Here is an 18,892-nt window from a genome sequence, read left to right on the forward strand (position 1 = left end):
GGGAATAGTCTATACTAAAAGACGAGACGGCTGTCAGACGAGAACAGCGTTTCGTCTTTTTATGTGTAACATCCAGAACGATGAGGAGAAAGAGGAAACATAGATATGAAGTTAACAACAGTAAAAGAGATTTACAAAGAGAGAGAAAAATACCTGGATAAAGAGGTTACAGTAGGTGGATGGGTACGAAGCGTACGTGACTCCAAGACATTTGGATTTATCGTGCTTCACGACGGAAGCTTCTTTGAGACCCTTCAGGTAGTTTATCACGATACAATGGAGAACTTTGCTGAGATCAGCAAATTAAACGTAGGTGCAGCAATCATTGTCAAAGGTACACTGGTAGCAACTCCACAGGCAAAACAGCCATTTGAGATCCAGGCAGCAGAAGTTACAGTAGAGGGTAATTCTGCACCTGATTATCCGCTTCAGAAGAAACGCCACAGTCTTGAATACTTAAGAACCATCACACATCTCCGTCCGAGAACAAACACATTCCAGGCAGTATTTCGTGTACGTTCTCTGTGTGCCTATGCGATTCACCGTTTCTTCCAGGAGCAGGGATTTGTTTATGTGCATACTCCGCTGATCACAGGAAGCGACTGTGAAGGAGCAGGTGAGATGTTCCAGGTAACTACTCTGGATATGAACAACGTTCCGACAGATGACAAGGGTGCTGTAGATTACTCTCAGGATTTCTTCGGAAAAGAAACTAATCTGACAGTAAGCGGACAGTTAAACTGCGAGACTTTTGCACAGGCATTCCGCAATGTTTATACTTTCGGACCAACCTTCCGCGCTGAGAATTCCAACACAACCCGCCATGCGGCAGAGTTCTGGATGATCGAGCCGGAATGCGCATTTGCAGATTTAAATGACAACATGGATCTTGCAGAGGCAATGCTGAAATATGTGATCCGTTATGTACTGGAGAATGCACCGGAAGAGATGAATTTCTTCAATTCTTTTGTTGATAAGGGACTTCTGGACAGACTGAACCATGTGATCAATTCTGAGTTTGGTCATGTCACTTACACAGAAGCAGTAGAGCTTCTGGAGAAGAACAACGATAAATTTGACTACAAAGTATTCTGGGGATGCGATCTGCAGACAGAGCATGAACGTTATCTTACAGAAGAAATCTTTAAGAAACCTGTATTTGTAACAGATTATCCGAAGGAGATCAAAGCTTTCTACATGAAGATGAATGAGGATAACAAGACTGTTGCAGCTATGGACTGTCTGGTGCCTGGAATCGGTGAGATCATCGGTGGAAGCCAGAGAGAGGATGACATTGAGAAACTTGAGAAACGTATGGACGAGTTGGGACTTAAGAAAGAGGATTATGACTTCTATCTTGATCTTCGTAAATATGGTTCCACACGCCATTCAGGATTTGGTCTTGGATTTGAACGTTGCGTAATGTACCTTACCGGCATGGGCAACATCCGCGACGTAATTCCATTCCCAAGAACTGTTAAAAACTGTGATTTATAATTTGACTGATATCAGTATTGTGGGAGCATTGAAGCTGCAGAGCAATCCGCAGATATCAAAAATGTTATAGAAAGAGAGATTGGCATGAGATTTATTCATCTTGCAGATGTACACCTTGGTGCAGTTCCTGACAGGGGCTGTCCATGGAGCAGCAGGCGGGAGGAAGAAATCTGGGAAACTTTCCGCCGGGTTATTGCGGGTATCCGCGAGAATCCGGTGGATTTGTTATTTATAGCAGGAGATTTGTTCCACCGCCAGCCTCTTCTACGGGAACTGAAAGAAGTAAATAACCTGTTTTCCACCATCCCGGATACCCGGGTTTATCTGATGGCAGGAAATCATGACTATATTAAGGCTGATTCTTTTTACCGGGATTTTCAGTGGGAAAAGAATGTGACATTTTTTAAGAATGAACAGCTTACCTGTGTGAAAGATGAGAAACTGGATATTTATGTATATGGACTGAGCTATGAACATCAGGAAATAGAGAATCCTCTGTATGATTCTATACATCCTGCAGAGGGAGAGGGGGTTCACATTTTACTGGCTCATGGTGGAGATGCGAAGCATATCCCCATGAATATCAAATCAATTGCTGCGTCAGGATTTGATTATATTGCATTAGGACATATTCATAAACCCCAGATTCTGATCCGGGATAATGCAGCTTATGCAGGTGCGTTGGAGCCTGTTGACAGAAATGATCTGGGTGATCATGGATACATAGAAGGACATCTGGAAAATGGAAGGCTTAAGACAAATTTTGTTCCTTTTGCCTGCCGTTCCTATGAGCAGATTCTTCTGATGCTGCGTGAAGATTCTACACAGGCATCTCTGGAGGATATGCTGAAGGCGGATCTGGCGAATAAAGGACGCATGAATATCTACAGGATCGTAATCCAGGGAACCAGGGCACCGGAGCTTCTGCTGCTTCCCGAGAGACTGAAGTCTTTTGGCTACGTAACAGAGGTTCTGGATGAATCAAAGCCTTCCTATGATCTGGAAGCACTTCAAAAAAAATATAGTGGAACACTGATTGGTGACTATATCAGTTATTTTCTTGAAAAAGACAGAAATGCAGTGGAGGAGAAGGCATTATATTATGGTCTTCAGGCTTTACTGGAAACAAGCAGGTGACAGACAGAATATGATTATCAGACAGTTAAATATTAAAAACTCTGGAGAAATCCATGATAAAACTTTAGAGTTTTCTCCGGGAATTAACGTTCTGTATGGAGAGAATGAAAGCGAAAGAGCGATAGTACATACGTATATTAAAAATATGTTTCTCGGAGATATCAGTGAAGCAATCTACGATAATGCAGTTTTTGCTGCGAAGTTAAAGAGTCCGACAGAACAGGATCTGGCTCGGGAGCTGCAAAAATTTATGACCGGCTATCAGGGAACTGCAGACAGCTCCATGGATCTGGGACGGGCCATGCAGATGCTCAAGATGTCCAGAAAGGGTTATCTGGTACAGGCAGACAGAAAACAGAAAGAGACAGAACAGGAGAGGCAGAAACTTCTGACCAGGATGGATGATATCATAAGTGATCTGAATGATCTGAATGGAAAGCTGGATCAGATTAATGAGAAAGAGGAGTCGTTACGGATGCATCCCGGAGATGAAAATGGTGCGGTTATTCTGGATGAGAGAATGGCACAGGCAAAGGCAAAAAGAAACAGCTTTGCAATGGGAATGCTGATATCGGCCGCTGCCGGCATCTTTGGATTGATTTTGACTGCGATTATAGCGGACAGTGTTTCGGTAAGTCTGATCGTAGCGGTTATTGCAGCTGCGTTGGTGGGATTTTGTGGAAAACAGCAGCTGAAGTATGCAAGGGAATTTCAGAAGAGAATACGGATGAAGAAACGTTGGGTATCCAGGCAGGAGAAACTCAGATGCAGTAAAGAAAATCTCAGACAGGACTATGATGAGAAAGAAACAGAACTTTGTAACCTTAAGGAAGAATACCGGGAATACGAAGAAAATTCTTTTCTGCTTACATCGGAAGAGCGGGAAGTACAGGCTCTGAATATGGCGATGGAAACCATAGAGAGAATGTCAGGAAATATTCATCTTCAGGTGGGACGAAAGCTGCAGATACGTACTTCTCAGATTTTGAGTGAGATTACAGATGGTGAATATCAGGACGTACAGATGGATGCGGCATCCCACATGACAGTAACTACCGGGAACGGAGCGGAAGCACTGGAATGTCTCAGCCGCGGCACTCTGGAGCTGATTTATTTTGCCATGCGCATGGCTGCAGGAGAGCTTCTGTGTCAGGAAGAAAGTCTGCCGGTGATACTGGATGATATCTTTGGGATGTATGAGGAAGAAGATCTTGAGGCAGTTCTTGAATGGATGTATAAGGAGAAAAAGCAGGTTATCATCAGTACCTGCAGTAAACGCGAGATGGAACTTCTGGACAGAGAGGGAATCCCTTATGGGAAGCAAATTATTTCCTGAATTTTAATCAGACTGCGAAGCAGTTATTCAGTGTAGGGCCGCATAGAAGAGTGGATTGCATTATATATAACAAAAAGAGAGATTTCATGTACTGCAGGAATTTCGGATGAAACAGCCGGAACAGAACATGAAATCTCTTTTTATAAATTTTACAGAAGTTATTTATTTCTCATCATACTGAGCCATATAATTGCTTACGCAGCGGTTGATCCTGTCAACCGGGTTGAGCAGATAGCTTACGGACTGATCATGATTAAGAGTATCAATGATCAGGGCGATATATTTACTCATATCACAGGAAATGTAGTAATCTTTTGCAAGAAGCTCAGGAGACTGATAGATTAGGTTTGTAGTGAGCAGTTTGTCAAACACTCCTGCCTTATGAGCCTCATCAAATTTCTCGAGTCCGTTTGTAAACAGTCCGAAAGTAGAGCAGATATAAATTCTGCCTGCTCCTCTTTCCTTGAGGAGAGAAGAAATCTTAAGAACTGTATCACCGGAAGAAATCATATCATCGATCAGGATCATATCTTTGCCCTTAAGGTTTGGACCGAGGAATTCGTAAGCTGCGATTGGGTGACGTCCATTGATTCTCTTGGAGTAATCCAGACGTTTGTAATACATACCCATATCAACACCAAGGATATTGGCAAGATAGATTGCGCGGTTCATGCTTCCCTCATCAGGGCTGATGATCATGAAATGATCGTTGTCGATGTGAAGTCCTTTCTCATGATTGAGAAGAGCTTTGATAAACTGATAGGATGGCTGTATAGTCTCAAATCCATGCAGAGGTGTTGCATTCTGCACGCGCGCGTCATGTGCGTCAAAAGTGATGATGTTTTCCACACCCATACTTACAAGCTCCTGAAGTGCTGTTGCACAGTCCAGGGATTCTCTGCCGCTGCGGATATTCTGGCGGCTTTCGTACAGATAAGGCATGATCACGTTTACTCTGCGGGCTTTGCCGCCGATTGCGCCGATCACACGTTTCAGATCCTGAAAATGGTCATCAGGAGACATAAGATTCTCGTATGGTCCGATGCTGTAGGTAAGACTGTAGTTACATACATCAACCATCAGATAGATATCGTCACCACGTACAGATTCCATGATCGTACATTTCGCCTCACCGGAACCGAAACGTGCTGTCTGGACCGGTATCAGATAGGACTCTCTCTGATAACCCTCAAATGCAAAAGAATCAAGCTCTTCGTGGCTGCGCTCTTTACGCCACTGTATCAGCCATTCATTTACTTTTTCACCCAGATCCTTACAGCTGATCAGAGGGATCAGACCAAGTCTGCCCACCGGAAGTGTAGTTAAATCTTTAGTTGTTGCCTGTGCCATGTTTTATTTTCCTCCTAAAAAAATTTTCTGTATACGGATATCCTTTCCTTCCAGTTTCACCATACGGTAGTTGCTGGCGATTCTCGAAAAGGTTCGTTCGGAATAAGTATCCGAGAAATTTTCCAGTTTCAGATTTGTTGATATGATCGTAGACTTCCTGCGCATGATGCGTTCATTTATGCACAAAAACAACTGGGAAGAGACAAAGCTGTTTGTAAGTTCAGTTCCCAGGTCGTCGATGATCAGCAGATCGCTGTCAAATACAAATTCCTGTCCTTCTGTTTTATCTCTGGAGAATTTGGAGTCTGCCAGCAGTTCAAACAGATCAAATGCGGAAAAGTACATAACGCAATGTGCTGATTCCAGAAGATCATGAGCAATACAGTGAGAAAGAAAAGTCTTACCCACACCGGTATCACCGTAAAGAAACAGATTCTCAAAGGAACTGTCAAAATTTCTCACAAAACCTCTGGCAATATCATAAGCTCTCCGGGCCGTCTCTCTTTCTGTCAGTCCGGTAGCTTCGTTCTTCATTGTATCAGAATAATAATCAAAAGAAAAGTGGTCAAAGTTTTCTTTTTTGAGAATTTCTTTTAAATTGGACTGCGTATAGAGCAGTTCTATCTCTGCTTTCTTAAAACAGGTACATTTTTGGCTTCCGACGTAACCGGTATCCTGACAGACCGGACACTTATATGGAAGTTCCAGATAATCCTCCGGATATGAGTTACATACCAGCAGGGCATTGCGCTCCTGGGACAGAAGAGAGATTGCAGCTTTAAGGTCCTCAAGACCTGATGATTCTCCGCTTAAGAGTGCTCTTGCTTTTTTGGCGCTTAAGGTGGCAACCTCTTCATCTATTTCGTGGATGCGCGGGATTTTTTTATAAATTTCCTGAGTACGCTCCTCCAGAATACGTCTGTTCTGAGACTGGGTCTTGCTGTATTCCCGCATGATCGTATCATACTGATAATTCTGTAAAGGCATGACTTCACACCCTTTCGTTTGTTTTTTTGTAGCTGTTCAGTGACTTTCAGACGATTATGCCACTGCCGTTACTGATTCAGCAATTTCTTTTCATATTCGTTAAAGTCGTACTGTCGCTGATGGAAATTGTTAAACCGGTTTGATGCAGCCGGTTTGGAAGCTGCTTTTCGCTGGGTATTCTTTTCCATCTTCTGGCGCTGATGCTGAGCATCGAGGAGCCGGACATCTGCAAGTGTACGGACATTTTTATCTTTCCATCCGGAAAGGATTTTATCTGCATACTGGAAACTTGGCTGTCCGGTAGAGAGAACTGTACGGCTGCAGGCTTCCTGGATGATATCCATGGTAAAACCATAATCATTCAGCCAAGTGTTCATAAGAGAAATCTCTGTATCTACCGGATTTCGTCCGCTGATTCCCATTGATTTAAAAATAGTAAAGTATTCTTTGGCATAACGGGAATTTGCCTCTTTTGCCATGGTGACAGTGGTGATTCCCTCATCTGCCCAGGCAAGAGCAACGGTTTCTATGTAACGCATACTCTTATGCCCGCGGCTGACACTGTATTCGATCAGGTACTCGATCAGATCAGGCGAGAATTTCAGCTCATCATAGAAAAACAGGATCTTTTTCATCTCGGTAGGAGTGAGCGTTTTGCCGAGATACTGTTCTGCGATATAGAGGAGCTGTACGATCTCATCATTTTGCTTTAATTCTTTTACACGGTCAGGAGACAGTGCAGTGGCTGAGTTGGTGGTCTGCTTCACAGGCTGTGCCGGTGCAGAAGAAGTACGGGTTTCTGTTTTTGTAACAGGGGCTGTCGAAACGGGTGTGTCGGAAGCAGCAGATTTTACAGGTGGTACATTCAATATGATATCTGCTATATCTTCGTTATTTCTGTAGGTTAAAGTAAGGAGTTTCTCTTTCTCCCAGTATTTCAGAGCGCGGATAATGTCACGTTCTGTACAGAAGAAATGATCAGCCATCTGCTCCAGACTGAAGGGTACAGAGGTGTCAGAAAGAAGCCTCAGAAGATAGATATATACTTTCACAAATTCTCCATTGGCCCCAGGCATATAGTTGTCTATGAAATTGTTGGTTAATACAGTTACTTCCGCATTGCGGGAATTCTGTAAAGTGATCATAGCCATGAATTTCCACTCTCTTTCATAATAATAAGATGTTAGGGTCAAAAGGTATTTTGCCCCTAACCTGATATCCACGAATTGCTCCGCTGCAAAGCAGCTCCCACAATTCTCATAATAATAAGATGTCAGAGTAAAAAAAGATATTTTTCCTCTGACTTGATATCTATGAATTATAGCACAACATTTTTTAAAAGAGAATAGGGGATTTTTGTCGAAGATTTCATCCACATTTGAATGTGGATAATGTGGATAATGTGGAAAGGTGAAATGTGGTATATATTATTGGAAACCTGAAAAATGTTGAATTTCAGGGAAAAACGGAGTATTACGGGGACGAATAATGTCGAATTATGTTAAGTGATTTATGCACATATACATCCACATATGCAGGCAGATGAAAATGTGTATAACGATGTGGAAAATGTGGATAAGTGATCTGAACTGTTATAAATAAAGGAAGAATTGAGGGGGATAAAATGTTTATAACTTTTTAATGGAAATTGTCGACAGAGACACAAGTGTTCAGTATCTTCTATTGCTATAAGTTGGGCGTTTGTAAAAAACAGGACAATTCTGAAAAATTATTTTCCGAATTGTCCTGTGTAAATTGCTGATATTTATGTCAGGCAGAAACATTATTTACCCAGCAGATGCTCCCCGATATTTACAACATCTCCGGCTCCCATGGTGATGAGCAGATCACCCTCCTGGCAGTTGGAGAGCAGATAATTCTCAATCTCATCAAAGGTAGGGAAATACTCGCAGGGAGTTCCCAGTTCCTGAATACGCTTCTGCAGATCTTCAGAAGAAATTCCCAGAGTATCGGTTTCTCTTGCTGCATAAATATCCGCAACTACCACATGATCTGCCAGGCTGAGTGCTTTGGCAAACTCCGGAAGCAGAGCTTTGGTACGGGTATATGTATGTGGCTGGAATACACACCATAATTTCTTATGGGGATAATTGTGTGCGGCATGAAGAGTTGCTTCAATTTCTGTAGGATGATGTGCATAATCGTCTACGATCGTAACCCCTGCAACTTCTCCTTTATACTGGAAACGGCGGTCTGTTCCTGTGAAACTTCCAAGTCCCTTGATGATCACTTCTTCGGAAAGACCAAGAAGATGACCGAGGGCAATTGCTGCCAGTGCATTGGAAACATTGTGGATGCCCGGCACTTTCAGATAATAGCTGCCAACCTTAACGCCATTGCGCAGAACGGAGAAGGAAGCATGTCCATATTTGTCATAAGTGATATCTGCTGCCTGATAATCTGCATCATGTTCCAGACCATAAGTGATCACATTACATGGAAGATCCCGGATGATATCTTCATATTTCGGAGTATCTGCATTGATGATCAGTGTACCGTCAGCAGGAAGAAGCTCTGCAAAGCGGCGGAAGGAATGACGGATATCGTCAATATCCTTAAAGAAATCCAGATGGTCTGCATCCATATTCAGGATAATACTGATCTTCGGGAAAAAGCTCAGAAAGCTGTTTGTGTATTCGCAGGCTTCTGTGACAAAAGTCTCAGAATTGCCTACGCGGATGTTTCCGCCGATAGCAGGAAGAATACCTCCCACACTGATGGTCGGGTCACAGTCTCCTGCAAGAAGAATGTGAGATACCATAGATGTCGTGGTTGTTTTTCCATGAGTTCCGGAAATGGCAACAGGAGTATCATAATTCCTCATGATCTGTCCGAGAAGCTCTGCACGTGTGAGCATTGGAAGTCCTTTTTCCTTTGCACAGGCAAATTCCGGGTTGTCAGGATGGATAGCTGCGGTATATACCACAACATCTACGTCATCGGTAATGTTTGTGGCACGCTGTCCGTAATAGATGGTGGCTCCCTTTTTCTCCAGTGCCTGCGTAAGAGGACTGGATTTGGAATCGGAACCGGAAATGACAAAATCCTCGCCGAGAAGAATCTCGGCCAGTCCGCTCATGCTGATGCCGCCGATACCGATAAAATGTATATGAAGTGGTTTGTGAAAATCTATCTGATACATAGTATGTTCTCCTTGATTAATTATTTACAAATCTTTATAAATCCGGTAACTGTAACATATTCGCATAGTTACTGGAACTGTTTTATCTGTCTGTTTATTATACTCCCTGTGCCTTAAAATGAAAAGGACTTCTTTTGGTTGATAAAAAATTACAAAAAACGACATTGGATATATGAAAAATGCCTAATAATATATCGGTGGAAATACAGACTCAATAAAAAACGTGTGCAAAAATCATAAAAAAACAAAAAATGAGAAACAAAAATTGTAAATAATGTTCACTAACAGATAAAAGTGTGTTATAATTAAATAATCATAACCTGTAACTGTTCAGTGCCTCGCGAAACAGCAGACTGACGAATAGTTACCATAACTACAACAAGAGGTGATTGCATGATTAAGAAAGAAATGATAGCTATGCTTCTGGCCGGCGGTCAGGGCAGCAGACTGGGTGTACTGACAGAAAAAGTAGCGAAACCTGCAGTTGCTTTTGGCGGGAAATATCGTATCATAGATTTTCCTTTAAGTAACTGTATTAATTCAGGCATCGATACAGTAGGTGTATTGACACAGTATCAGCCATTGCGACTTAATACACATATCGGAATTGGTATTCCATGGGATCTTGACAGAAACGAAGGTGGTGTAACAGTACTGCCGCCTTACGAGAAGAGTACCAGCAGTGAGTGGTACACAGGAACAGCCAATGCAATCTTCCAGAATATGGATTACATGGAACAGTATAATCCGGATTATGTCCTGATCTTATCCGGTGACCATATCTATAAGATGGATTATGAAGTAATGCTTGATTTCCATAAAGCGAATAAAGCGGATGTGACGATTGCCTGTATGCCGGTACCTATTGAGGAAGCAAGCCGTTTTGGTATCATGGTAACAGATGACATAGGACGCATTACGGAGTTTGAGGAGAAACCGGAGCATCCAAGCAGCAATCTGGCGTCCATGGGAATTTATATTTTCAGCTGGCCTGCTTTAAAGGAAGCACTGATGTCTCTGAAGGATCAGAACAGCTGTGATTTTGGCAAACATGTTCTTCCATACTGCAAGGAGAAAGGTGAAAGACTTTTCGCCTACGAATACAATGGATACTGGAAGGATGTAGGAACACTGGGTTCTTATTGGGAGGCCAATATGGAACTGATCGATATTATTCCGGAATTTAATCTCTATGAAGAATTCTGGAAGATTTACACAAAGGGAGATATTATCCCGCCTCAGTATATTTCGGCAGATGCGGTTACAGACAGATGTCTGATCGGTGAGGGTGCAGAAATTTACGGGGAAATACATAATTCTGTGATCGGACCAAATGTTGTGATCGGAAAAGGCAGCGTGATCCGTGATTCCATTATCATGCGCAATTCTACCATTGGTGAGGGCGTACAGATGGATAAGGCTATTATTGCCGAGGATGTTACTATTGGAAACAATGTTGTACTGGGATGTGGTGAGGAAGCACCGAATGTGCTGAAACCTGCAGTTTATGCATTTGGAATTGCTACGGTTGGTGAACGCAGCGTGATCCCGGATAATGTAAGGATCGGAAAGAATACAGCAATCTCAGGTATAACTGTTCCTGAGGATTATCCTGATGGTGAGCTGGCCGGCGGACAGGTAATTACAGCAAAGGACGGTGACGAATAATGAGAGCGATAGGTATTATTTTGGCTGGCGGTAATAATAACCGCATGAGAGAATTATCAAATAAGAGGGCAATCGCAGCAATGCCGATTGCCGGAAGCTACAGAAGTATCGACTTCGCACTGAGCAACATGGCGAGTTCTCATATTCAGAGAGTTGCTGTTCTGACACAGTACAATGCCCGTTCTCTGAATGAACATTTAAGCTCTTCCAAATGGTGGGATTTCGGAAGAAAACAGGGTGGTCTCTTTGTATTTACACCTACGATCACAAAAGAGAACAGTCTGTGGTATCAGGGAACAGCAGATGCTATTTATCAGAATCTGGAATTCCTTAAAAGCAGTCATGAACCATATGTAGTGATCGCATCCGGCGACTGCGTTTATAAGATGGATTACAACAAGGTTCTTGAATATCATATTGCGAAACGTGCAGATGTTACGGTAGTATGCACTACCTGCGATAATCCCAGTGAGATTGAGAGATTTGGTGTTCTCCGTATGAATGAGGACTGCAGGATTGAGGAATTTGAAGAGAAGCCAATGGTTTCTTCTTATAATACAATTTCAACAGGTATCTATGTTATCCGAAGAAGACAGCTGATCGAGCTGATCGAGAGAGCTGCGCTGGAAGGCAGACATGATTTTGTAAAGGATATTCTGATCCGCTACAAGAATCTTAAGAGAATCTATGGATATAAGATTGACACATACTGGAGCAATATCTCCACAGCAGAAGCATATTATAAGACAAATATGGATTTCCTGAAACCGGAGATCAGAAACTATTTCTTCAAACAGGAACCGACAATTAAGACAAAGATTGATGATCTGCCTCCTGCAAAATACAATCCGGGAGCACAGGTGAAGAACAGCCTGGTTGCCAGCGGATGTATTATCAATGGTACGGTGGAGAATTCCGTTCTTTTTAAAGACGTATTTGTAGGAAATAACTGCGTGATCAAGAACTCTGTGATTTTAAACAATGTATATCTGGGAGATAATACTCATATTGAGAACTGCATTGTTGAAAGCCGGGATACTATTCGTGCAAATTCGTATTACTGTGGCGACGGTGAAGTGAAGATCGTCGTGGAGAAAAATGACAGATATATACTGTAAATAAAACAGCCGGATAGATTCGGTAAATCGAAAGGAGTAAATTTGTATCATGAATATTACTGACGTGCGTGTGAGGAAGGTAGCAAAAGAAGGAAAGATGAAAGCGGTTGTTTCCATAACAATCGATGATGAATTTGTAGTACATGATATCAAGGTGATTGAAGGAGAAAAAGGGTTATTTATCGCTATGCCAAGCCGTAAGGCAACAGACGGAGAATATCGTGATATTGCACATCCGATCAATTCTGCAACACGTGACAGGATCCAGACGATCATTCTGGACAAGTTCCAGGAAGTTATGGATGCGGAACCGGAAGAAGCTGCAGAAGCGGAATAACCGGTGAATAAAGAACTGTAAACAAATAAGAAGAAGCACAGGCACTGTCTCTGAAAAAGGGCAGTGCCTGTTTTTTGTTAGCATTGGTGAAAAAGTAAAATGTTGTTACTGTTCACAGCAACACGCTTCGCGGGATATTACCAGTGAACAGTAACGAAAATATTACATAGTTATTACATAAGTTAATAAAAAGTGTTGATTTTTTTACGAAATATGATATACTGGGTTTCAGATTAACGAGAAAGGTGATTAATTTATGAAGAAAAAAGTTTTTTCATTACTGCTGGCCGGAATGCTTACTTTTTCCATGGGAACAACTGCATATGCAACAGAAGATGCGATTGCTGATATGCAGGCTCAGAAACAGCAGGCAGAAGCCGGACTTGCCCAGACACAGGCGAATATTGACAGCCTTCAGAGCAAGAAGCAGGAGCTGGAGAACTATCTGTCTGATTTGAATACACAGTATGAAGACCTGACTAATGCGATTTCTGAACTTAGCATACAGGCCGGAGAGAAAGAGAATGAGCTGAAACAGCTTCACACAGAATTAAAGAAAGCTAAGAAAGCATTAAATAAACAGTACGATGATATGAAACTCCGCATCCAGTATATGTATGAGAATGGTGGTACATCTGCATTAGAGACTTTGCTGTCATCTAAGGATCTTTCTGAGTTCCTCAACAATGCAGAGAGTGTTGCGAAGATTTCCCAGTATGACAGGACTATGCTGGAGAAATGCGAGAACCTTCAGAACACTATCAAAGATCAGGAAACAACTGCTGAGGAAGAGAAGGCTGCTATTGATCAGCTTCTTGAAGAGAGAGCGGCAAAACAGCAGGAAGTTCAGAATCTTGCAGCAAGCACAAGTGATAACATCTCTTCCTATGTAAGCCAGATCAGCGCAAGCCAGGAAGAAGCAGCAGCACTGACTGCAGAAATCAACAATGCAGATAACAGCATTGCTCAGCTTGTGCAGCAGGCAGAAGAGGAAAAAGCAGCCAGAGAGGCAGCGCAGGCACAGGCCGAAGCAGAGGCGGCAGCGGCACAGGAACAGGATGCAGAAGAGAGTTCTGATGATTATGAAGAAGATACAGATTCCTATGAGGAAGACTCTTCGGACAGTCAGGATTCTTCGGAGACTGAAGGATCTGAGGATACTTCTGAAGATTCAGGGGATTCTGATGATGAAGATACATACGAAGAGAACGATGCAGATTTCTATGAGGGAGACTCTGACAGCAATGAATCAGAAGATACATCTGACAGCCAGGCATCCTCAGACAGTTCTTCCGGTCAGGGAAAATACCTTGGCAACTTTACACTGACTGCATATTGCAACTGTGCACAGTGCTGCGGTACAGCAGGTAACCTGACAGCCAGCGGAACAGTTCCGACAGCAGGACGTACTGTAGCTATGGCGGGAGTACCCTTTGGAACACAGCTTCTGATCAACGGAAATGTATACACAGTAGAGGATCTGGGAACACCTTATGGACATGTTGATATTTATTGTGACAGCCATTCAGAAGCATTAAGCTTCGGACTTCAGTCTGCTGAGGTTTATCAGTTGAACTGATAACAAAACAATAATGTGATTAAGAACTCTGGTAAAACAGGGTTCTTTTTTTCGGATTTTTGCCCGGATTGCTATAACATAGGTGGTTTAACTTGAGGATTCAGATGCCTGATGATAAAATGATATATCAGATTTATATACGGTAAAATATAATTGGAATGGAGATAAACAATGAGAATCTGTGGCTTTAATAAAACGACATTGCTGGACTATCCGGGAAAGGTAGCCAGTACTATATTTCTGGGTGGATGCAATTTCCGCTGTCCGTTCTGTCAGAATGGTATATTGGTTGTGGCTCCCGGAGAACAGCCGGATTACAGTCAGGAGGAACTTTTGACTTTTTTGAAAAAAAGAAAGGGAATTCTGGACGGGGTCTGCATTTCAGGAGGGGAACCTACACTGTCAGATGGTCTGGAGGAATTTCTGGGAAAAATCAAAGAGCTGGGCTATGCTGTTAAACTGGACACCAATGGCTCACGTCCGAAGATTGTAAAACATCTGGCAGAAGCCGGACTGATCGATAAAGTAGCTATGGATATCAAAGCCTGTCCGGATAACTATGGAAATCTGACCGGAATAGAAAAGCCTGATATGGACAGTATTTTTGAGACAGCAGATTTTCTGCTGCATGGGAATCTGGACTATGAATTCAGAACAACAGTAGTACGGGAACTGCATACGCAGAAGGATTTTGAAGAAATCGCTGGGTGGCTGGCAGGAGCGAAAGAATATTATCTGCAGGCTTATAAGGACTCAGATGGAGTCCTCAGGCCTGGATATGGAAGCTATACTTTTGAAGAACTTCAGAATTTTCAGAAGATTCTTCAAAAGACGATTTTATCTGTGGGAATCCGGGGCATCGATTAAACGATACCAGTAACCGCCGCGCATTTTTGGAATCTCTATATAGCTGCTTTCTTTGAAGTAAGGAAAGCCAAACATATTTGCCATAAAGCGTTCCTGCTGATTATAAACGCCGGGAACGCCGAGGATATACTGTCCGTTATTTCTTTGTCCTAAAAGCAAATATCCGAAATTATAATGCCCATACTGGAGAAAACGGTTATTGCGCAGTGCACAGTAATGCCGCGGAAAATGCTTCAGGTCATCAAGGTGTATCTTCCATGCAGAAATCAGTTCGCCATCGGAGAAGGGGGAAAATTCGGCAGAGGTTTTTCTGTTTTCTGCATTTCTTTCCGGGACAGGATTGCCGGCATTTTCAGAACTATTGGAATCTTCAACAGTATTATCTGAGATATAGGATGACTCTGTTCCTGGCTTGTTATCAGATGTTCCCTGAGCCGGAATGTTGGCAGACGGTTCAATTGATAAAGAATCGTCAGGAACTTTTGTAAGCGAGGTATCTTCGGGTTTTTCTGAAATATCTTCAAGTTCTTCGGGCATTTCCTGTAATACCATATCTGCCGGAACTTCGGGTTTCTGTGAAGTGATTTTCGCAGATTCAGGAATATCTGCGTCAGGCATAGCTTTTATTTCATGGAAATTCTCCGGACGTATAGGCTGATCGTCCCATTCAGTACCAAAGAATCCGCCGGTATCTGAAGTAATGATCATTCCGCCCAACTTACCCATTGCAACGCCGGAGTCATTCATATCTGTTGCATCTGTTATGATCAGGCATTCTACAGTTTCTTTTTCTGTCTCGCAGGTATCCAGAAGAATTCCGTTGATCAGGCCATCCTTTCGTGTAAATCCATAAATATTGCATTTTACATTTTCAGGCAGCCCCGGACAATGCAGATGAATCTCAACAGAACATTGCTGATCTTTTACTTCAACTTTAATAAATCCGCAATTGCTGCCTTTCTTTCCGCTTTCATAGTCATATACATATGCGATAAAACGCCGATATCCAGCCAAAATCCTTCCTCCGTAAAACCAGATTCAATAATGTATATGACCATCAGAAGAAAATATTCGAAAAAATTAAAAAAATTTGAAAAAATCTATTGACAAACTGCGATTTTATTAATATAATAGCACTTGCATTGACGAAGCGTGGCTCAGTTTGGTAGAGCGCTGCGTTCGGGACGCAGAGGTCGTGGGTTCGAATCCCGTCGCTTCGACTACGCATAGGAAGTCTGAAACCAATTGGTTTTCAGGCTTTCTTTTTGCTATTCTGGTAGTGATGCAACAGCAGAAAGGAAAAGAAAAGTTGACAGATCAGGAACGTTTTATGAAAGAAGCTATCCGTCAGGCGAAGAAGGCAGAAGCTCTGGAAGAAGTGCCAATCGGCTGTGTGATCGTGCATGAGGGTAAGATCATCGCACGTGGATATAACAGAAGAAACACAGATAAAAATACACTCTCCCATGCAGAACTGAATGCAATCCGCAAAGCCAGTAAAAAACTTGGTGACTGGAGACTGGAGGGATGCACTATGTATGTGACGCTGGAACCATGTCAGATGTGTTCCGGGGCACTTGTCCAGTCCAGAATAGATGAAGTAGTGATCGGCTGTATGAATGCCAAAGCGGGCTGCGCAGGTTCTGTGATGAATCTTTTACAGGTGGATGGATTTAATCATCAGGTAAAGATTACACAGGGAGTTCTGGAAGAGGAATGTTCTTCTATGTTATCTGAGTTTTTCAGAAAGCTTCGTGAGAAAAAGAAGCAGGAAAAGGCAGCCCTTAAAGCTGCACAGGAAAATCCGGAGGGAGAACCGGAATAATAAAAGTAAAAGACAGACAAAAACAGGAAGAATCTTAAAGGCAATAAGAGTAATAAAAATAACAGAAGTAATGTTACAGGCAGAAATAAAAAGAGGCGAATAAAAAGAATGAAAAAAGATACAACAAACGACATGACCGTCGGCAGTCCGGTGAGTCTGATAATAAAATTTATGATCCCAATGTGCCTGGGAAATCTTTTTCAGCAGTTTTATAATATTGCAGATTCCATTGTTGCCGGAAAATTTATCGGAGTAAATGCCCTTGCAGCTATCGGAAGCACCGGTTCACTGATGTTTTTTGTGACCGGCTGGCTGAATGGACTCAGCAGTGGATTTGCGATTATCGTAGCCCAGATGTTCGGAGCGAAAAAGTTTGACAGGATGCGCCATTATGTTGCCATGTCCATTTACCTTATGGCTGCATTTTCCATTGTCATGACCATAGGATTCAGTCTTGCGAACAAACCAATCCTGCATCTGATGAATTCGCCGGAAGAGGTATTTGGTGATGTAACTGCATATATGGGAATTATTTATGCAGGTCTTATTATCACAGGTGCATATAATGCGCTTGCGGCTTTCCTGCGTGCGCTGGGTGACTCCAAGTCGCCATTGTATTTCCTGATCATTTCGGCTGTGATCAATGTTATTCTGGATGTAGTTTTTATTGTAGTCTTTGGAATGGGTGTAGAAGGATGCGGATATGCCACAGTGATCGCACAGGGAATTTCGGCAGTGTGCTGCCTGATTTATATTGTAAAAAGATTTCCAATCCTTCATCTGGAACGGAAGGATTTTGAGATATGCTGGGACAGTTTCGGCAGACTTCTGAAGCTTGGAATTCCTATGGGACTGCAGTTTTCGATTACAGCAATCGGAACCATTATTGTACAGAGTGCGGTCAATATTTACGGACCTGTACATATGGCCGGATTCTCTGCTGCCGGTAAGATCCAGAATATTTTTGCCACAGTATTTACAGCCTTTGGTGCAACTATAGCAACCTATGTAGGTCAGAACAGGGGCGCAGGAAAAATGGATCGTGTGAAACAGGGAGTCCGTTACACGCAGATGATGGTCCTGGGATGGAGCGTTTTTGTTATGTTCCTGATGTTTTTCTTCGGAAAATATCTGACATATCTTTTCGTAGATCCATCGGAACAGGACGTAGTAAATGTGTCTGTTACTTATTTCCGGACAGTATTCTGGGCATATCCGTTTCTCGGAAGTATTTTCCTCTATCGAAATACTCTGCAGGGAATGGGATATGGACTTGTACCAATGCTTGGCGGGGTATTTGAACTGGTGGCGAGAACCGGAATTGTCGTATTGATTGCGGGACATACTTCTTTTGCCGGTGTCTGTATGGCTGACCCGACCGCATGGATCGCCGCACTGATCCCACTGATTCCTTATTATTTTCATGTAATGAAGAAATATAAGAACAAAAGTCAGGTACAGGCAGTAGAGGATTAATTATTCTTTATCTGATGGAAATTGTATAAGGCTCTTTCCTGCTTCTGTTAATATATCGACTTTTGTAAACCACAAAAATAAGAAAAGCATTCAGAAAATTATCAACAGATAAAATTCTGAATGCTTTTTTATATGATGAGCTGCATCATGAATATTCTTTTTTTGCGCGCCGCACTTCGGAATGGTCCCACAGACGTTACCTCTACAGTTAACTCAGCCCAGGCACCCTTACGGCACACAAGAGCTTCTGCTTAGTGCTGCTACATTCCTGTCCTGACACGGTTCACAGATTCCTGTTGCGTAAGACCCAAACGTCAACGCCACTTATAGAGGGCAGCTCCACAGGAGACAAGCCTCGGATTGGCATCACCCCTGCTGTAGCGGATTGCAGGTACAGGGCACCGCTATCTCCCCGGCTGCGCATTTCTGATTATATAGGCAGGAGGCTGTTTTGTCAATAGTGAATCATTATAGTAAAACTTGTTACTGGGAACGGAGGTTACTGTTCACACACCACTATTCCGCGAGGTGTTTTGGCATGAATATGCCAAA

General features: G+C 42.6%; 15 protein-coding genes, 1 tRNA gene and 1 other RNA gene. 11 read left to right on the forward strand and 6 right to left on the reverse strand.

What is annotated here, in order from left to right; genetic code table 11:
• Positions 1-105 precede the first annotated feature (105 nt).
• The 3 genes from asnS (at position 106) to LJE12_RS10870 (ending at position 3,970) form a co-directional block, all read left to right on the forward strand.
• Positions 106-1,497: an asparagine--tRNA ligase gene (gene asnS, locus LJE12_RS10860; RefSeq protein WP_008706954.1), complete on the forward strand. Its 1,392-nt coding sequence runs from the start codon at positions 106-108 to the stop codon at positions 1,495-1,497.
• An 84-nt stretch (positions 1,498-1,581) separates the two neighbouring features.
• A complete protein-coding gene (locus tag LJE12_RS10865) occupies positions 1,582-2,634 on the forward strand; it encodes a metallophosphoesterase family protein (protein WP_055059440.1) in 1,053 nt (350 codons plus the stop codon).
• Entirely contained in the window at positions 2,600-3,970 is a 1,371-nt protein-coding gene (locus tag LJE12_RS10870; protein ID WP_020993256.1) for a hypothetical protein, read from the forward strand. The genes LJE12_RS10865 and LJE12_RS10870 overlap by 35 nt, the downstream gene beginning before the upstream one ends.
• A 162-nt stretch (positions 3,971-4,132) precedes the next feature.
• On the opposite strand, the gene LJE12_RS10875 is transcribed toward LJE12_RS10870, so the two are convergent.
• The 4 genes from LJE12_RS10875 to murC all read right to left on the reverse strand — a co-directional run bounded on the left by LJE12_RS10875 (position 4,133) and on the right by murC (position 9,470).
• Positions 4,133-5,320, reverse strand: a complete 1,188-nt coding sequence (locus LJE12_RS10875; protein ID WP_008706950.1) for a ribose-phosphate pyrophosphokinase — start codon at positions 5,318-5,320, stop codon at positions 4,133-4,135.
• 3 nt (positions 5,321-5,323) lie between these two features.
• Positions 5,324-6,307: an ATP-binding protein gene (locus LJE12_RS10880; RefSeq protein ID WP_008706949.1), complete on the reverse strand. Its 984-nt coding sequence runs from the start codon at positions 6,305-6,307 to the stop codon at positions 5,324-5,326.
• 68 nt (positions 6,308-6,375) lie between these two features.
• The gene (locus LJE12_RS10885) at positions 6,376-7,458 is read right to left on the reverse strand and encodes a DnaD domain protein (RefSeq protein WP_008706947.1); all 1,083 of its coding nucleotides are present in this window, start codon (positions 7,456-7,458) and stop codon (positions 6,376-6,378) included.
• A 632-nt stretch (positions 7,459-8,090) separates the two neighbouring features.
• Complete coding sequence (murC, locus tag LJE12_RS10890; protein ID WP_020993254.1) at positions 8,091-9,470, reverse strand: UDP-N-acetylmuramate--L-alanine ligase; 1,380 nt, start codon at positions 9,468-9,470, stop codon at positions 8,091-8,093.
• Between the two features lie 393 nt (positions 9,471-9,863).
• Here murC and LJE12_RS10895 point away from each other — a divergent pair, with 393 nt between their 5' ends.
• The 5 genes from LJE12_RS10895 (at position 9,864) to LJE12_RS10915 (ending at position 15,039) form a co-directional block, all read left to right on the forward strand.
• On the forward strand, positions 9,864-11,138 hold the full coding sequence (locus LJE12_RS10895; RefSeq protein WP_008706943.1) for a glucose-1-phosphate adenylyltransferase: 1,275 nt from the start codon (positions 9,864-9,866) through the stop codon (positions 11,136-11,138).
• The gene (gene glgD, locus LJE12_RS10900; RefSeq protein WP_008706942.1) at positions 11,138-12,256 is read left to right on the forward strand and encodes a glucose-1-phosphate adenylyltransferase subunit GlgD; all 1,119 of its coding nucleotides are present in this window, start codon (positions 11,138-11,140) and stop codon (positions 12,254-12,256) included. Before LJE12_RS10895 ends, glgD begins: the two co-directional genes overlap by 1 nt.
• A gap of 49 nt (positions 12,257-12,305) precedes the next feature.
• Complete coding sequence (gene spoVG, locus LJE12_RS10905) at positions 12,306-12,593, forward strand: septation regulator SpoVG (protein ID WP_055053372.1); 288 nt, start codon at positions 12,306-12,308, stop codon at positions 12,591-12,593.
• Between the two features lie 256 nt (positions 12,594-12,849).
• On the forward strand, positions 12,850-14,172 hold the full coding sequence (locus tag LJE12_RS10910; RefSeq protein WP_008706937.1) for a PcsB-like coiled-coil domain-containing protein: 1,323 nt from the start codon (positions 12,850-12,852) through the stop codon (positions 14,170-14,172).
• 171 nt (positions 14,173-14,343) lie between these two features.
• Positions 14,344-15,039 (forward strand): anaerobic ribonucleoside-triphosphate reductase activating protein, encoded by a 696-nt coding sequence (locus tag LJE12_RS10915; RefSeq protein WP_008706935.1) that lies wholly within the window; start codon positions 14,344-14,346, stop codon positions 15,037-15,039.
• Here LJE12_RS10915 and LJE12_RS10920 read toward each other — a convergent pair.
• Positions 15,010-16,053, reverse strand: a complete 1,044-nt coding sequence (locus tag LJE12_RS10920) for a DUF6128 domain-containing protein (protein ID WP_055199826.1) — start codon at positions 16,051-16,053, stop codon at positions 15,010-15,012. The genes LJE12_RS10915 and LJE12_RS10920 overlap by 30 nt on opposite strands.
• Before the next feature lie 132 nt (positions 16,054-16,185).
• Between LJE12_RS10920 and LJE12_RS10925 the strand changes: the two genes are divergently transcribed.
• From LJE12_RS10925 to LJE12_RS10935, 3 genes are all read left to right on the forward strand, one after another.
• Positions 16,186-16,259, forward strand: a tRNA-Pro gene (locus LJE12_RS10925).
• A gap of 89 nt (positions 16,260-16,348) precedes the next feature.
• A complete protein-coding gene (gene tadA / locus LJE12_RS10930; RefSeq protein WP_025578592.1) occupies positions 16,349-16,864 on the forward strand; it encodes a tRNA adenosine(34) deaminase TadA in 516 nt (171 codons plus the stop codon).
• Positions 16,865-16,972: 108 nt separating this feature from the next.
• A complete protein-coding gene (locus LJE12_RS10935) occupies positions 16,973-18,340 on the forward strand; it encodes an MATE family efflux transporter (protein ID WP_022380097.1) in 1,368 nt (455 codons plus the stop codon).
• A gap of 162 nt (positions 18,341-18,502) precedes the next feature.
• On the opposite strand, the gene ffs is transcribed toward LJE12_RS10935, so the two are convergent.
• Positions 18,503-18,764: signal recognition particle sRNA large type (gene ffs / locus LJE12_RS10940), an RNA gene on the reverse strand.
• Positions 18,765-18,892: the final 128 nt, after the last annotated feature.

The organism is Blautia sp. DFI.6.71 (genome assembly GCF_020593585.1).
Lineage (GTDB): Bacteria > Bacillota > Clostridia > Lachnospirales > Lachnospiraceae > Blautia_A > Blautia_A wexlerae.

Coding starts and splice junctions, on each gene's coding strand:
- LJE12_RS10915 (WP_008706935.1), top strand. CDS start 14,344: ATGAGAATCTGTGGCTTTAATAAAACGACATTGCTGGACTATCCGGGA.
- murC (WP_020993254.1), bottom strand. CDS start 9,470: ATGTATCAGATAGATTTTCACAAACCACTTCATATACATTTTATCGGT.
- LJE12_RS10935 (WP_022380097.1), top strand. CDS start 16,973: ATGAAAAAAGATACAACAAACGACATGACCGTCGGCAGTCCGGTGAGT.
- glgD (WP_008706942.1), top strand. CDS start 11,138: ATGAGAGCGATAGGTATTATTTTGGCTGGCGGTAATAATAACCGCATG.
- LJE12_RS10910 (WP_008706937.1), top strand. CDS start 12,850: ATGAAGAAAAAAGTTTTTTCATTACTGCTGGCCGGAATGCTTACTTTT.
- LJE12_RS10875 (WP_008706950.1), bottom strand. CDS start 5,320: ATGGCACAGGCAACAACTAAAGATTTAACTACACTTCCGGTGGGCAGA.
- LJE12_RS10885 (WP_008706947.1), bottom strand. CDS start 7,458: ATGGCTATGATCACTTTACAGAATTCCCGCAATGCGGAAGTAACTGTA.
- LJE12_RS10895 (WP_008706943.1), top strand. CDS start 9,864: ATGATTAAGAAAGAAATGATAGCTATGCTTCTGGCCGGCGGTCAGGGC.
- LJE12_RS10880 (WP_008706949.1), bottom strand. CDS start 6,307: ATGCCTTTACAGAATTATCAGTATGATACGATCATGCGGGAATACAGC.
- LJE12_RS10870 (WP_020993256.1), top strand. CDS start 2,600: ATGGTCTTCAGGCTTTACTGGAAACAAGCAGGTGACAGACAGAATATG.
- LJE12_RS10865 (WP_055059440.1), top strand. CDS start 1,582: ATGAGATTTATTCATCTTGCAGATGTACACCTTGGTGCAGTTCCTGAC.
- asnS (WP_008706954.1), top strand. CDS start 106: ATGAAGTTAACAACAGTAAAAGAGATTTACAAAGAGAGAGAAAAATAC.
- spoVG (WP_055053372.1), top strand. CDS start 12,306: ATGAATATTACTGACGTGCGTGTGAGGAAGGTAGCAAAAGAAGGAAAG.